Annotated in this window: 15 protein-coding genes; 4 read left to right on the top strand and 11 right to left on the bottom strand. The window is 67.1% G+C overall.

The window, feature by feature from the left end; all coding sequences use genetic code 11:
• The first annotated feature begins 6 nt into the window (after positions 1-6).
• Positions 7-666 (top strand): peroxiredoxin family protein, encoded by a 660-nt coding sequence (locus G5C50_RS08665; RefSeq protein WP_165067820.1) that lies wholly within the window; start codon positions 7-9, stop codon positions 664-666.
• Positions 667-700: 34 nt separating this feature from the next.
• Here the strand turns inward: G5C50_RS08665 and G5C50_RS08660 are convergent, their stop codons facing one another.
• From G5C50_RS08660 to G5C50_RS08630, 7 genes are all read right to left on the bottom strand, one after another.
• Complete coding sequence (locus G5C50_RS08660) at positions 701-910, bottom strand: hypothetical protein (protein ID WP_165067818.1); 210 nt, start codon at positions 908-910, stop codon at positions 701-703.
• 62 nt (positions 911-972) lie between these two features.
• The gene (locus G5C50_RS08655; RefSeq protein ID WP_165067816.1) at positions 973-2028 is read right to left on the bottom strand and encodes a DUF1559 family PulG-like putative transporter; all 1056 of its coding nucleotides are present in this window, start codon (positions 2026-2028) and stop codon (positions 973-975) included.
• Positions 2029-2078: 50 nt separating this feature from the next.
• On the bottom strand, positions 2079-2555 hold the full coding sequence (locus tag G5C50_RS08650) for a hypothetical protein (protein ID WP_165067814.1): 477 nt from the start codon (positions 2553-2555) through the stop codon (positions 2079-2081).
• On the bottom strand, positions 2552-3115 hold the full coding sequence (locus tag G5C50_RS08645; protein WP_165067813.1) for a sigma-70 family RNA polymerase sigma factor: 564 nt from the start codon (positions 3113-3115) through the stop codon (positions 2552-2554). Before G5C50_RS08645 ends, G5C50_RS08650 begins: the two co-directional genes overlap by 4 nt.
• Before the next feature lie 711 nt (positions 3116-3826).
• Positions 3827-4306 carry a ferritin gene (locus G5C50_RS08640; RefSeq protein WP_165067810.1) on the bottom strand — a complete coding sequence of 160 codons (480 nt, stop codon included), beginning with the start codon at positions 4304-4306 and terminating at the stop codon, positions 3827-3829.
• Between the two features lie 177 nt (positions 4307-4483).
• Complete coding sequence (locus G5C50_RS08635; protein ID WP_165067807.1) at positions 4484-5428, bottom strand: hypothetical protein; 945 nt, start codon at positions 5426-5428, stop codon at positions 4484-4486.
• A gap of 177 nt (positions 5429-5605) precedes the next feature.
• The gene (locus G5C50_RS08630) at positions 5606-6010 is read right to left on the bottom strand and encodes a BlaI/MecI/CopY family transcriptional regulator (protein WP_165067804.1); all 405 of its coding nucleotides are present in this window, start codon (positions 6008-6010) and stop codon (positions 5606-5608) included.
• Between the two features lie 343 nt (positions 6011-6353).
• Here G5C50_RS08630 and G5C50_RS08625 point away from each other — a divergent pair, with 343 nt between their 5' ends.
• Positions 6354-6818, top strand: coding sequence for a hypothetical protein (locus tag G5C50_RS08625; RefSeq protein WP_165067801.1), 465 nt, complete (start codon positions 6354-6356; stop codon positions 6816-6818).
• Between the two features lie 269 nt (positions 6819-7087).
• Positions 7088-8239, top strand: a complete 1152-nt coding sequence (locus G5C50_RS08620; protein WP_240907019.1) for a M48 family metallopeptidase — start codon at positions 7088-7090, stop codon at positions 8237-8239.
• Positions 8240-8248: 9 nt separating this feature from the next.
• Here the strand turns inward: G5C50_RS08620 and G5C50_RS08615 are convergent, their stop codons facing one another.
• The 3 genes from G5C50_RS08615 to G5C50_RS08605 form a co-directional block, all read right to left on the bottom strand.
• Entirely contained in the window at positions 8249-9139 is an 891-nt protein-coding gene (locus tag G5C50_RS08615) for a DUF1559 family PulG-like putative transporter (RefSeq protein WP_165067796.1), read from the bottom strand.
• Between the two features lie 14 nt (positions 9140-9153).
• Complete coding sequence (locus G5C50_RS08610; RefSeq protein WP_165067998.1) at positions 9154-10044, bottom strand: DUF1559 family PulG-like putative transporter; 891 nt, start codon at positions 10042-10044, stop codon at positions 9154-9156.
• A gap of 238 nt (positions 10045-10282) precedes the next feature.
• On the bottom strand, positions 10283-11290 hold the full coding sequence (locus G5C50_RS08605; RefSeq protein ID WP_165067793.1) for a D-2-hydroxyacid dehydrogenase: 1008 nt from the start codon (positions 11288-11290) through the stop codon (positions 10283-10285).
• Positions 11291-11358: 68 nt separating this feature from the next.
• Between G5C50_RS08605 and G5C50_RS08600 the strand changes: the two genes are divergently transcribed.
• Positions 11359-12735 carry a DUF2254 domain-containing protein gene (locus G5C50_RS08600; RefSeq protein WP_165067790.1) on the top strand — a complete coding sequence of 459 codons (1377 nt, stop codon included), beginning with the start codon at positions 11359-11361 and terminating at the stop codon, positions 12733-12735.
• On the opposite strand, the gene mgtE is transcribed toward G5C50_RS08600, so the two are convergent.
• Positions 12710-14083, bottom strand: coding sequence for a magnesium transporter (gene mgtE / locus G5C50_RS08595; RefSeq protein ID WP_165067787.1), 1374 nt, complete (start codon positions 14081-14083; stop codon positions 12710-12712). The genes G5C50_RS08600 and mgtE overlap by 26 nt on opposite strands.
• Between the last annotated feature and the right edge of the window lie 209 nt (positions 14084-14292).

Here is a 14292-nt window from a genome sequence, read left to right as displayed (position 1 = left end):
GCCGAAATGAGTCGTCTTGCGACTGCGGCGCTCTGCGCCGCCGTCCTCTTCGTCGGCGGACTCTACGCCTGGGCGCGAATCCATCGCGACCCGGGCGGGCCGACGCCCGGCGAACTGGTCATCCTGGAAAGCACGCCCAAGCACCTGGTCACAAAGGAGATGGCCGACGCCAGCCGGGCGATGGTGAGTCGACCGGCTCCGCCGTTCGTCGCATCCGCGCTGAACGGCGATCGAGTCGAACTCGCCGAACGGCTCCGTCGCGGGCCCGTCGTCCTGACTTTCATCAAGGCCGGCTGCCCCTGCAGCGAGGCCGCCCAGCCGTTCTTCAACCAACTGGACAAGGCCTATCCCGGCGTCGAGTTCCTGGGCGTCGTGGACGTCGAAGGAGGGCCGGCGCAGAGGTGGGCGGAGCGTCTTCGCATCGCCTACCCCATGTTGACCGACCCCGATCTCAAGATCGTCCGCGACTACGGAGTTGAGAACTCAGCATACGTGGTCGTGATCGATCGGCAGGGGCGGATCGTCAAGCACTGGCCCGGCTACTCCACGGGCATGCTTCGCGAACTGGGCGCGACTCTCGCCGCACTCTCGGGGACGGCCGAGCAGCCGCTAGACGTCTCCCAGGCGCCCGACGAAGAGTATTCGGGCTGTCCGTTCGACCTCTGATCCGATCCGGTCCGCCGCAGCGACGCCGGCCTTCTCATTGCGGCCGAGCGCCGCCGCGAGGCTGGGCTCCGCGGCGGCTGTTCCTCGCCATGCTCTTACGATGCTCGGACATGGGGCCGGTCAGGTCTTCGGGCGGCCCTGGGGCCGGGGGCGCGTCGACCGGCATCCCCTCCACCAGGCCGTTGCCGCAGCCGGCCGCCGATGCGCAGAGCAGGACGATCAGAAAGCCGGTTCTCATGTTCATGTGTTCGATCTCGTTCCTTCCTGGGTGGTCTCGGCCGGCCCCGGCCCGTCGGCCGGGTGTCATCAATAGGCGTCGGACGAGATGACTTCGCCGCCGTCTCGCGAGCCGAGAGCCCACCAAGCCTGGAGGTTGACCGTATCCTTGACGAACCGCGCCGAGCCGTCGGCCATGGCCATGACGACCCCCCCCGGGTGGTTGCTGGTGGCCGAGGCCGCGCTGATCGGGCCGACGAGGACGAACGACGGCTCCAACGAGGCCGGGTTCTTGCACGACGGGCTGTTCGGCGGAGCGTAGTGGACGTAGCTGGAGAGGCCCAGGTGCGCCGGGTAGCCGGGGAAAGCCATCCGGCCCAGGAGTTGGCCGTTGGGCGCGACGGCCGTCCCGGTCATCGCCCGGCACTCAGCAACGAACGCCCGCGCGCCGGCCTCGCCGGTGTTCGCCAGGGCCCCGGTCGTAAGCTGGAAGATCCCGCGCCTGGCGTCGGCAGTCCCGGCCTGAAGCGTCGTCCCGTCCGGGGGCCCGAGCAGCCGCTCGCTGAACAGGCCGGTGTTGGACATCCCGTCGGTGAACGAGGCCGTGCGGACCGTCGGCACGCTCGCCAGGTAGCCCAGGCCGGTCTCGGTGATCAGGTTGACCGTCGGCAGGATCACCCCGGAATAGGCGCGGACGGCTGCCGGACCGCCGTAATTTCCCACATAGTTGGCGACCGAGTAGGCACCGTAGCGGCGGCTCGGATTGGATTCCGAGGGGCAGATCCAGGCCGACAGTTGGGTGTAGCCGGACGTGGTGTTGGCGGCGTCCCACGGGCTGATGGAGAAATTCACCGAGCTGAAAAGCGCCTGCTGCTCAAGTTGCGGCAGGAGGGCCGTGTACCAGTTGAAGCCCCAGTCGTCCAGGGCCGTCGTTCGGTAGGGCATGCACTGGGACGGGGTCGCCTCGTTAGCGGATATGTAGTTGTGGACCGCTAAGCCGAGCTGCTTAAGGTTGTTGACGCACTGGGCTCTGCGGGCGGCCTCGCGGGCGGCCTGGACGGCGGGGAGCAAGAGGGCGATGAGTACCGCGATGATCGCGATGACCACCAGCAGCTCGATCAAGGTGAAACCCCGACGCTTCGTCATGGGATGGCTCCGAGTGGGACTGGATGGGATGCGGTTGGATCGAAGGACGGTTATTCGTAGCGGGGGTTGTCGGGAGACGGCAGGGCGGCGTCGCCCCACTCCTCGGCCATGGCCCGGCGATGTTGGACGATCGCGCCATTCATCTCGGCAGGGGGACCAGGCGGCGGCGGCGGCGCGGCGGGCATTCCCACCTCCATGGACGCGGTCCGGCGATGGTCGCCGAAGCCGTCGATCGACAGGCTGACGCCGCAGGCGACCGCGGTGCAGGTCGCCGCCAGGAGCCAGCGGGATCGCACGGGACGCGGCGAGGGAGCCGGCGCCGCGAGAGGGTCGGCATCCGTGACGGCGATCCCGGCGAACTCTTGCATCAGCCTTGCCTGGATCGCCATGTATTGGATGTAGAACCCCTCGGCCTCCGGGTCGTCCCGAAGAAGGCCCTCTAGTCGGGCCATGCCGGCGGGGTCGATCGCGCCCTCGCAGAGCGCGTCGATCAGCGGAATCAACTCGTCTAGGGTCTCGCGGCTCATCGTCGTCCCTCCGCGGCCAGGGTTCGCCCCACGCACTCGTGAAGCGCCCTTCGGATCCGGGCCATCGCCTTGTACACGGCGTCGACCGAGCGGCCGACTTGCTCGGCGGTCGAAGCGGTCGTTGCGCGGTCTCGAAACCGCTCGGCGAGCAGCTCCCGATCGCGCCGGGGGAGCTTGTCGATGCACTGCGAGAGGGCCTCGCCCTGCTCGTTCGCCAGGAGGGCTGCCCGCTCGTCCGTCATGGTCCTGACCAGCCGCTCAAGCACATCGTCGCTGAAGGCGACGCCCCGGCGCTGGCCGGCCCGGCGATGCTCCTTGATCCTGTAGTAGGCCACCCGGCACCCCCAGGCGGCGAAGTCGTCCGGTGGGTCGGCCTCGTCGAAGTTGTTCCACAGAAAGAGGCTCGCCTCCTGCATCACGTCCTCGGCATCCGCCCGGTGGGGCAACAGCGTCAGGACGTAGGCGAAGATCCGGGGCTGCGCTTTCACGAAGAGGCTCAGAAACGCCTCCCCCTTCGACGCGACCTCCTCCGCGAACAACGTGGCGACGCGGTTCGTCATCTCACCTCCTCGACGAATGGCGCCGGGCGACGTCGGTCGGCGCGAACCCCGGGCGCGATCCGCGCGGAAGGGAGGGAGGCGCGGGGCCCAGTTTTGTCAGGTCGGCAGGGGCGTCGGAAGTCGCCCCATCGCCTAGAAGGGACCGGACCGCCGGAAATTGGAAGGTGAATCCCGGATTTCCCCACGAAGCCGCCGGATTGGTCAGCCGAACGACCACCAGCCGGCATCCGGCCTCTCCCGGACGATTGTCGACACGGACCGGCGACGACTCATTAGTCCTCGCTGGTCGGCCCTCGTCTGGGGACTGTTCGCGACCCGGGGGGGGAGAACTCGACCTACGATGGAAGAACCGCCATGAAGGGACTCGCCGGCGTCCCCGACGGGAACCCATGCCACTTCACCGAGCACAGAGTGAGGGTGACGGACTTCGTTCCCTGTCTCCGCCCCGGCTGTGACTTCGGAGCATGAGAAAAAGTGGAAAACCTGTTCGATGAAATCCCAGCGAGGACATCTTTCTAGATGAAGGGCGTCGCTTTAGGCGAGAGAGGCTTAGGGTTGAAGGAGCGGGCGATGGGGATGAGCAAGAACGACGCTTCTCGCCGATCGAAGCCTGCTGCGGAAGGCTATGAAAGCCAGTCGCCGGAACAACTTCGGTCGATTTCGCGGTTGGCTTCGATCGCGTGGACGAAGCCAACCGCGGGAGCGATGACATCAGGTGTGGGCGAGGTACGCTTCGACCATCAGAACGTTCGGGCCGGCGCGGCGGATGACGTTCAGGCGGGTGTCGGCGCTGGAGACTTCCTCAAGCTGTTCGGAGACGAACCACTGGAGGAAGTTGTGGGCGATGTGGTTCCGCTCGGACAGGGCGAGTTCCACCAGCGCGTAGATCTGGTCGGTGGTTCGGACCTCGGAGTCGTAGGCGAGCTGGGCGGCGTCGATGGCCGAGCTGAAGCTGTTGCGGGGCTCGGGGATGGCCGGGTATCGCGGGGTGCCGCCGGCGTCGAGGATGAACTTCACGAACTTCATCGCGTGTTCGCGCTCCTCGTCGGCCTGCTTGGCGTAGATCTTGGCCAGGCCGAAGAGCCCTTCCTTCTCGAAGTAAGCGGCGATGGCGAGATACTGATGCGAGTTGCCCAGCTCGTTCCCGATCTGGTTGTTGAACTCGGCTTCGATCTTCTGGCTGATGAGCATGGGGACGGCCCCTCCATCGGGCGTCGTCGGGGATCCTGGGCGATGGCCTGGGCGCGCAGGAGCCCGGCGCCGTCGCCGATCGGTCGTCTCACGAAAAAGCGTTACGGACCGCGCATTCTATCCGATCCACGCAATCCGGGCGAGGCGAGTCGGACCGCGGCGACGCGGACGCAAGTCTCAGGAGTTGGCGTAGATCCGCCCGGCGCGGGTGCCGGTGGCCCACTTTGGACGACGACGGAACCAGAAGAGGTCCATCGCATAGGCGTGGTACGTCAGTCCGAGCATGCGGAAGACGACCATCCCCCCGTAGAGCGAGAGGAACCAGAACGACCACAGGGCGACGGCCTCGATCCACATCCGGGGGACGTGATAGATCAGCACGTAAACCCCCAGGGCCATGCCCGCCATGACGATGCTGGCGACGACCGTCGGCAGCAGGTAGCCCCAGCCGATCCTTCGGATCGCGACGGTCACCGTCACCGGGTTCGCGGCCAGGATCGTGTCGTGCATCAGCGCGGCCGCCAGGGCCATCTGGGTGAAGCCGATCCCGAGGAGGATCAGAACTCCCACGACGACTCCGGTCCGCCAGTTGACGGCGGCGTCCAGATCCAGGCCCCGGCAGTAAGCGTAGGCGGGCGGCCCGGCGACCGCGGCCCCCAGCAAGAGAGCCCAGATCCAGCGGCCGATCCCCTCAGCGATGTCCTCGGGGGCCCATTCGGGCCATCGCGGGTGGTCGTTCTCGCCCATGGCGCTGGCGACAAGGACGTGTCCCAGGAACAACATCATGTAGCCGACGACCGCCGTGAAGCTGACGAGCATCGGGATGAAGACGGGGACCACCATCAACCCCAGCGCCCAATCTTTCTTCGTGAGCGGTTGGAGCACGGCGATGAAGTCGTAGACCGGCAGCGAGAGGAACCAGAGGACCGGCGGGAAGAGGAAGAGCAGTCCCAGTCCCGGACCGTCGGACAGGGGGTAGGCCAGGCATTCGAGGAGCGTCGGCGCTTCCCGCGAGTGCCGCCAGCGTTGAAGGGAGTAGGCCTCGTCCAGACTGGACCGTCGAACCACCTGGATGGCGTCGGCGGCGTCGGCGTCATACCAACTTTGTTTATGTCGCGGCATCCCGGTTCGACTCCGAGGGCGCGGCGGGATCGGCCGCGGCGGGACGACGGGTTTTCGGGTGCGAAGGGAGCCCCGCGGCGCGCATCCCGACGCGCTTCGCGAGGCCGACGCCCCGAAATTATTCGGGATTCCGGCCGCGAAAACCAGTCGAAAACGACCGGGAATCGGGCGGAAAGCTCAGCCCTTCTTCTTGGCCGTCTTGGCGCCGGTCATCTGGTCGAGCACCTCGCGGACTTCCGACGCCTGGCCGGGGTCGAGCGGGTGGGACTTGAGGAGGTGCAGGACGAGGAGCCCGGGCTCCCCTTCATAGAGCTTGTCGACCAGGCTGCTGACGCGGCGCTGGCGGACCTCTTGAGAGCTGATCGTCGGGCGGTAGACGAAGGCCAGCTCCTTGCGGTCGCTCTCAACCAGGCCCTTGGTTTCGAGCCGGTCGAGGAGGGTCGCGACGGTCGCGTAAGACCATTCGCGGCCGGCCGCCTTGAGGGCCTCCAGGGCTTCGCGGACGGTGGCCTGACCGCGTTCCCAGAGAACTTTGAGGACGTCGAGTTCGGAGTCGGGGATGGTGGGGGGGCGTTTGGCCATCGGAGGTCGTCTCGGGACAGGGGCGGTGAACTTCGGGCCCGGCCCGGCCGCGCGGGGGGACGGCCCGACGGTCGAGACGTCGGGACCGGGCTGACTTCGACCGCAGACGTTCACGAGGTCAATCCTAAGACAACTGTCTCAGTGCGTCAATCCCCTTCGCCGAATTGGGGGACGGAACTTATCGTCTGGAACGAGGGGTGCGTATCATAATCTTGTCGCGGTCGGGACGAATCCCTTCCGTGAGGACCACCGTCCGGGTCGATCGACGGCTCCCGACGCGGGACTTCGACGCCCGGCGAGGATCGCCAACGCCGAGATCGGCCGGCGAGCAAGGAGAATTGCGATGAAACGGTACATTGGGATGGCTTCCGCGGTCGGTTTGTCGCTGGCGATGATCTGCGGCTGCAGCGGCGAGACGGCCGAAAAAGTGACCGAGAAGACCGGCGAGGGCATCTCCAACGCCGGTGCCGCCATCGAGCGCGGCGGCGAGAAACTGGAGAAGGCCGCCGAGGGAGGCAAGCTGGAAAAGGTCGGCGAGGCCGTCGCCCATGGGATGGAGAAGACCGGTCAGGCCGTCGACAAGCTCGGCGACAAGGTCAGCAACTCGGCCGAGAAGGTGGGTGAAAAGGTCGGCGCGATCAACGAGAAGGCCAAGGAGGTCAAAGACGCCACTGTCGACAAGCTCAAGGAGCTGACCGGCAAGGGCAAGGACGCGGCCCACGACGCCGCCGCCAAGGTCGACTCCGCCGTGAAGGAAGGCGCCGAGGCCGTTGAGAAGAAGGCCGACGAACTCGCTCCCAAGCCCTGACGCCGACAAAACGATGGACGCGGCTCGGACGGGGGCCGCGTCCACATTGTTTCGGGCCGCCGTTTTCGCTTGCACTCCGAAATTGCTCGGGGATACTGGAGACGACGCGCCTGGATGTCTCGATCCGTGCGGGCGCCTGTCTCGGGTCGGGGGTGGGACGGATGGAGGATGCTCGGACCACGGTCGCGCCGGCGCCGCAGTGCCCGGATTGCTCGGAAGCTCTGGAGCCTATCTCCGGACGGTCCGTTCCAGGGCGCTTCGTGTGCCCGGTGTGCCGTGGCGTCTTCCGCGTTGAGCGGGTTGAGGCGCCGCCGCTTCCGTCTTGCGAGGAAGGAGAACCCGAGGCCGTTTCCCCTGGATTCGTCCCCGCCGGGACGGTCAAGCTCTGGTGGCGGGAGGCGATTCTCTGGCTTCTGGAGTGGGTCTACTGGATCGGAACCGTCGGGATGACCTTGGCGATGCTCGCGGGGGGCGGCTCGCTGAAGGTCGTCAATGGCTGGCTCCGTGACGAGGTCGGTTCGTGGGCCGACGTGGTGGAATCCCTGGGCGGCGCGTGGTTTCGGGTCGAGACCAGCAACCCCGACGCCGACCTGGGACCGGTCCTCTCGCGGGTCGACGCCCCGCTGCTCTTCGAGGCCATCGACGTGGTCGCGCGGCGGCTGGGGGTGAAGCCGCCGGGGCAGGTGCGGTTGGCCTATCTGCCGTGCTGCGGTGTGGTGGCCTGGCGGCGGTCTCGGGCCCTGCTGGTCGGCCTGCCGTTGCTTCGGATCATGAATCGGGCCGAGATGCGGGCGATCCTCGCCCACGAGTTGGCCCACCTCGCCCGGGGCGACGCCACCCGCGCGGCGCGTCGGGCGCGATTCGTCGAGGGGTTGGAGCGATCGGTTGAACGTCGCGAGGCCGCGGGCAAGCTGCAGGGGCCGCTGGGAGCCTGGGCGCGCTACTGCCTGCGCGAGGCCTCCTGGCTGATCGAGCCCGTCGCCTGGGGCCAGGAGGCGCGGGCCGACCGCTTCGCGGCGCTGGTGGCCGGCGGCGATGCGGCGTGCTCGGCCTTGGTGAAGACGGCCGTCGTCCAGCCGCTCTTCCGCGAGGTCCTGGCGTACTACGATCCCGAGACGGCCGACGCCAACCTCTACGCCTTCTTCCGGGCCTTCTGGTTCCGGCTCCCGGAGGAGGTCCGCTCGGCGATGCGGATGCGGATCCTCGCCGACGGCGGTTCCCACGACCCGGCCCACCCGCCGCTCGCCGACCGCCTGATGCTCCTTCAGTCCTACCCGGAACACGTCCGCAGCCCCGGCGACAACCAACCGGCCAACACGTTCCTCGGCGACATGGAGATCTTCGAGCAGATGCTCCACAACCGCCTCTTCGCCTCTTCCTCCGCCGTGGAGCCCTCGGTCTTCCACCGGGCCTACTCGTAGGGCGGTCGGTCAGTAGTCGTCCCGCGAGACCGCCTCGCCGCCGTCGCGAGTCAGCAGGGCGTACTCGACCTTGCGGTCGATCGAGCCGCTGATGTAGCGGACTGAGCCATCCGCGAAGGCGAAGTTCACCCCGCCAGGGTGGAACGAGCCAGCGATTACGGTGCGGATGTCGGGCCGGTCGGGCATCAATGGCGACGGGGCGGCGTCGAACTCGCTCCCCGCGTAGCCGCCCACGGCCCAGCCCTGGCTGTCGCGCTTCTCGCCGATCAGGATCGTGGTAGCTAGGCCGTCGACGACGTCCTTCGGCCGGATCTGGCTCGTGACGCCGCGAGGCGTGGGGACACCCGGAGGTATCATGACTCCCCGGTAGTTCCCCCGGGTCGCAGCGAAGTCGTCGCCGAATCCCGGCAGCCGCCCTCCTCCCCAGTTGGCCGCATAAGAGCCCGGGGCGAACGATGAGCCCGCGGGGTAGGCAGAGCCGTCGGATCTCAGAATCGGCAACGCAGCGGAAGGAGGATCCAGGTAATAAGAATCCGGACAAATCATGGAAGGCAGTCTCGCCCCAAATACCGTGCTATTCGCCGGATCGTAGTTGGGGACGTCGAAATTGTAGGCATTGTAGAGATCCGCACGGTCCAGGTCCTGGAAGATCGCAGCCGTCCACGAGTGGTTCGATTCCCTCCCCGGCCAGGCCGTGGTGCTCGCGGGGAAAACACCGTGGACGGTCGAGTAATCTGCAGCCGCGAGAGCAAGATTCCTGATGTTGTTCGCACATTGAGCCCATCGCATGCCGGGGCCGCAATGGGAGGTAGAGAGCGCAGGGATCACCAAGCCGAACGTCAGCGCGACGATGAAGACGACCACCATCAGTTCGATCAACGTCATCGCCCGCCGTCGCATGGCGTCCTCCCGGCTCAATAGGCGTCGGCGGCGACGGCCTCTTTGCCGTCGCGGGTGAGGAGGCCGTACCAGACCTTGGTGTCGATCGAGCCGCGCAGAGGGCGGACGGAGCCGTCGCAGAGGACGGCGTTGATCTGGTCGCCGTGGTAGGAGCCGGAGACGACGGTGCGGATGTTGGGGAGGTCGGCGGGCAGGGGGGACTTGGCGGCGTCGAACTCGCTGCCGGCGTATCCGCCCACGGCCCAACCCTGGCTGTCGCGTTTCTCGGCGGCGAGGACCGTGTTGGAGAGGCCGTCGCGGATGTCCTGGCTGCGGACGCAGTAGGTCGGCCCGCGCGGGCCGACGGCGCGGACGGTCATCATGACGCCGCGGTAGTTCTGCTTGGTCGCGGCGAAGTCGTCGCCGAATCCCGCCAGTCGGCCGCCTCCCCAGTTGGCCCCGTAATGGCCCCGGGCGAACGCCGAGCCCGCCGGATAGGCCGTGCCGTCGGCTTGTTTCACATTCGCCGAGGCGACCAGGTCGTCCGGCAGCGGGTTCGCCGGGCAGACGAGCGTGGCCAGCTTCGTCCCGACGGCCGTTCCGTTCGCCGTCGCGTAGTTCTCCCACTTGAAGTTGTAGGAGTTGAAGAGCTGCCTCTGCTCAAGCTCCGCCAGGATCATGGTGAAGCACGAGTGGTTGACGCCCCTCCCCACGCCCACCGTGGCGCTCATGGGGAGGACGTTCTTCTCGGTCATGTACGTGTTGAGCGCCAGGCCGATCTGCCGCAGGTTGTTCTGGCACTGCACCCGCCGGGCCGCCGCCCGTGCCGACTGCACGGCCGGCATCAGGAGCCCGATCAGGACCGCGATGATCGCGATCACCACCAGAAGCTCGATCAGCGTGAACGCCCATCGCCGTCGTCGCATGGCGTCCTTCCCTCCGTCCCAAAGAGGCGAGTCAGAGGGCCAATCGTGCCTTCCCCCCTTGAGGGGGAAGGTGGCCGGTACGGCCGGATGAGGGGTCGACCGGCGGCGGGTGAGGACCCGTCTTCGCGTCCCAGGCTCGCGGTGCGTCCACCCCTCATCCGCCCCTTCGGGGCGCCTTCTCCCTCAAGGGGAGAAGACGAGGAGGTCGACACCGCTTCATCCTACGCCGCCGCTCGAACTAGAACCAGAGCCTCTTGTCGACCACGTTCCGCAACGCCTCGCCGCGGGCGAACCGCCCGAGGTTGTCCACCAGGAGCGCCCGGTGGCGCTCGGCGATGATCGGCGAATAGCCGGCGGTGTGGGGCGTCAGGATGACGTTGGGGAAGTCCCAGAGCGGATGGTCGGGCGGCAGGGGCTCGACCTCGTAAACGTCGAGCGCAGCGCCGGCGATCCGGCCGTCGCGAAGGGCCGCGACGAGGTCGTCGAGCGCGACGATCGCCCCCCGGCCGATGTTGATGAGATAGCTCGTCGGCTTCATCTTCGCGAACCGAGAGGCGTCGAACAGCCGGACGGTCTCAGGCGTATGCGGCGCGGCGATCACGACGAAGTCAGACCAACCGAGCAGGTCGTCGAGGGCGTCGAGCCCGTCGATCCGATCGATGAAGTTGGACTTCTCGATACGGTCAGGATGTCGATCCACGCCTCGGACCTTCATACCGAAGGCGCAGGCCCTTCGCGCGACTTCCAGGCCGATGCCGCCCATGCCGACGATTCCCATCGTGGCCCTCGGCAGGTAGATCGTGGCGCGGTCCATCGCGTTGACGAGGCCAGGCCCCGACGCGAAATCGACCCGCGCCGCCGCTCCTCCCTCGGGCTCGTAGCGACGCTCGAGTTGCCGACGGGCGTATAGGTGCAGGTTGCGGGCGAAGCAGAGGACGTAGCCCATCACCTGATCGGCGATGACGTCGCCGAAGAGGCCGCGGGTGTTGGTCAACTCGCAGGGGTGGTCGGCCAGGGCCGGGAAGATGTAGTGCTCCAGGCTGGCCGTGAAGGCCTGGACCCATCGCAGGCGATCGGCCTTCGCCAGCATCGCCGGCGTGATCTTGCCCAGGAAGGCGGCGGCCAACGGCATGGCGGCCTCAGCCTCCTCGGGCGACGCGGCGTTGACGAAATCGGCGCCCGGCACGGCGGATCGGAAAGCGTGCAACCGGTCGGCGTCGACCGCTGGATGGATGACGATCTTCAAGCTAGGATCTCCGTCAGGGGCAGTCGTCTCTGGATGTTCGGTCCATCAATTGCGGGGTCGAGCCGTTCATGAAAATCTGGCTCGGTAGTCGCTGGGACGAGCTGCGCGCGAATTTCTGGTTCGTGCCCACCGTCATGGCCATCGGCGCGACCTTCCTGTCGCTGGCGACGCTCCACCTTGATCGAGCGACGCCCTATCATAATCGACTCGCCACGCTGGGGTGGACGTTCACGCGAGGACCGGAGGGCTCGCGCGCGGTCCTTTCGACGGTCGCCGGGACGATGATGACGATCACAAGCGTCACGTTCTCGATCACGATCGTGGCTCTGCAACTCGCCTCGTCGCAGTTCGGTCCTCGGTTGCTGCGGAACTTCATGCGCGACCGGGGGAATCAGGTGGCCCTGGGAACGTTCATCGGGACCTTCACCTATTGCCTGCTGATTCTGAGGACCATCAACGGGACGGAGGGGGAACAATTCGTCCCTCACATCTCGGTGACGGTCGGCCTGTTCCTGGCGATGGCCAGCCTGGGTGTGTTCATCTACTTCATCCACCACGCGGCCGAGTCCATCCAGACCGAGAACGTCCTGGCGGCGGTCAGTCGCGACCTGGAGGAAGCCATCGATCGCCTCTACCCGGAAGCGATCGGCGAGGAAGCCGACGACCCGAGAGCCGGCGATCGCGACGTCCCCGCTGACTTTGATCGCGAGGCCGAGCCGATCGCCTCGACGAGAAGCGACTACATTCAGGCCATCGATCTCGATCGATTGTTCTCCCTCGCCGTTGAGCGGGATCTCATCCTCTCGCTCCCGTTGCGACCGGGGAAGTTCGTGTTCGAGGGGAACGACCTGGTCCTGGCCTGGCCTTCGGAACGGCTGCAAGAGACCGACGCCGACGTGATCCGAGGGGCGTTCTATCTCGGGCGAAGACGAACGCCGGCTCAGGACGTCGAATTCGCGATCGACCAGCTCGTGGAGGTCGCGGTGCGAGCGCTGTCGCCGGGCGTCAACGACCCCTTCACGGCGATCAACTGCGTCGACCGCCTGGGCGCTGCGCTCTGTCGGCTGGCCGCCCGCAAGATCCCCTCGCCGTATCGCTACGACGAGGAAGGCCGCCTGCGGCTGATCGCCGATCGATCGACGATCTCGGGAGTCGTCGACGCGGCGTTCAACCAGATCCGCCAGTCGGCGCGCGACGACGCCGCCGTGACGCTCCGGCTGCTGGAGTGCATCAGCTCGGTCGGCCGACGCACCCGAAACCGCGAATTCCTCGAAGCGCTCAGGCGTCAGGCCGATCTGGTCCGACGGGGGACCGACGAAGGACTCCCCGAAGCGGCCGATCGCGTCGACGCCGACGAACGCTACGGCGAGGTCGTGGAGACGCTTGAGGAGGCCGCGGCCGAGCCCGGACCCGACCCCGCTACTTCCTCAGGCCCAGCAGCGTGATGGCGATGGTGAAGTAGATGACCATGCCGGTGGCGTCGACGAGGGTGCTGATGAACGGCGCGGAGACGACGGCCGGGTCGATCCCCACGCGGCGGGCCGCCAACGGCACGAGCGAGCCGATAACGTTCGCCCACATGCAGACGCAGAACATCGCCAGGGCGACGACCATCGAAACGTTCCAGGGCAGATGTCGCCACCAGTGGATATAGAGGAGGGCGGTCAGACCCAGGATTAGACCCAGGCAGAGGCCCGTCATCCATTCACGGGCGACGACCCAGAGGGCCTGCGCGAGCTTGATCTCCCCCAGCGCCATGCCTCGAATCACAGTGCCGACAGTTTGGCTGCCGGCGTTGCCGCCGGTGCCGGTCAGCAGCGGGATGAACAGGGCCAACGCCGGAATGTTGGCGTCGCCGTAGGTCCACTGGAAATGCTGCTGGACGGGCGTGGTGAGGTTCTCGGCCATGAACAGCAGCATCAGCCACTTGATCCGGCGGCGGACGACCGTCACGACGTGGCTCTGCCAGTAGGGGAGCGTGTCGGATTCGGGGTCGGGGGCGACGCCGCCGAACTTGAGCATGTCCTCGGTCTGCTCGCGGCGGAGGATGTCCATCGCGTCGTCGTGGGTGACGATTCCCACCAGCTTGTTGTCGGCGTCGACGATGGGGAGCGCCAGCAGGTCGTACTTGTCGATCGTCCGGGCGACGGGCTCCTGATCGTCGTCGACCTTGGCGTGGATCACGTCTTCCTGCATGATCTCCTCGATCACCGCCGAGCGGCGGGCGAGGATCAGTCGCTTGAGCGAGACGAAGCCGATGAGCCGGCGGTTGTGGTCGACGACGTAGCAGTAGTAAATCGTCTCACGGTCGGGCGCCTCGTGGCGGAGCCGCTCCAGAGCCTCGCGGACGGTGATGTGGGGGGGCAGGGTGACGTAGTCGGTCGTCATCACCGCGCCGGCCGTGCCGGGCTCGTAGCTGGTGAGGCGGCGGATGTCCTCGCGCTCGGCCTGGGCGAGGTTCGGGAGGACCTCGTCGACGTAGTCCTCGTCGAGCCGGTTGACGAGCGCAGCGCGTTCGTCGTGCGACATCACGCGGAGCAATTCGGCGGCCTCCTTGGGAGGCATCGCCTCGACGAGCCGGTTCTGCTCGTCGTTGTCAAAGTAGCTGAGGACCTCGGCGCGTTCGCGGGGTTCGAGGATGCGGAAGACGGCGTCACCCTCGCCGTCGGGCAGGTCCTCGATGAACTCGGCCACGCGCCCGGGATGCTGGTCTTCCAGGAAGTCGCGGAGGACGTCGTCTTCGCCCGCCTGGATCAACTCGCGGAGGTCGGGCACCAGCAGCGGGTTTCGCATTTTTCGCCCTCCTTCGCGGGTCAACCGTCCGGGACCATAACGGCCTTCCCCCCTCGCGGGGGAAGGTGCCCCGTAGGGGCGGATGAGGGGGGATCGGCGCGGCATTGAGGGCGAGCCGTCGGACATGACCTCGACGGCTCGCCCCCTCATCCGGCCGTACCGGCCTCTTGGCGTCGACGATCCCCTACGTTTTCTGACGTTCGACGTAC

It is taken from the genome of Paludisphaera rhizosphaerae, from assembly GCF_011065895.1.
Lineage (GTDB): Bacteria > Planctomycetota > Planctomycetia > Isosphaerales > Isosphaeraceae > Paludisphaera > Paludisphaera rhizosphaerae.
Note: the sequence above shows the minus strand (reverse complement) of the source record. Positions and strands in the feature narration are given on the sequence as shown.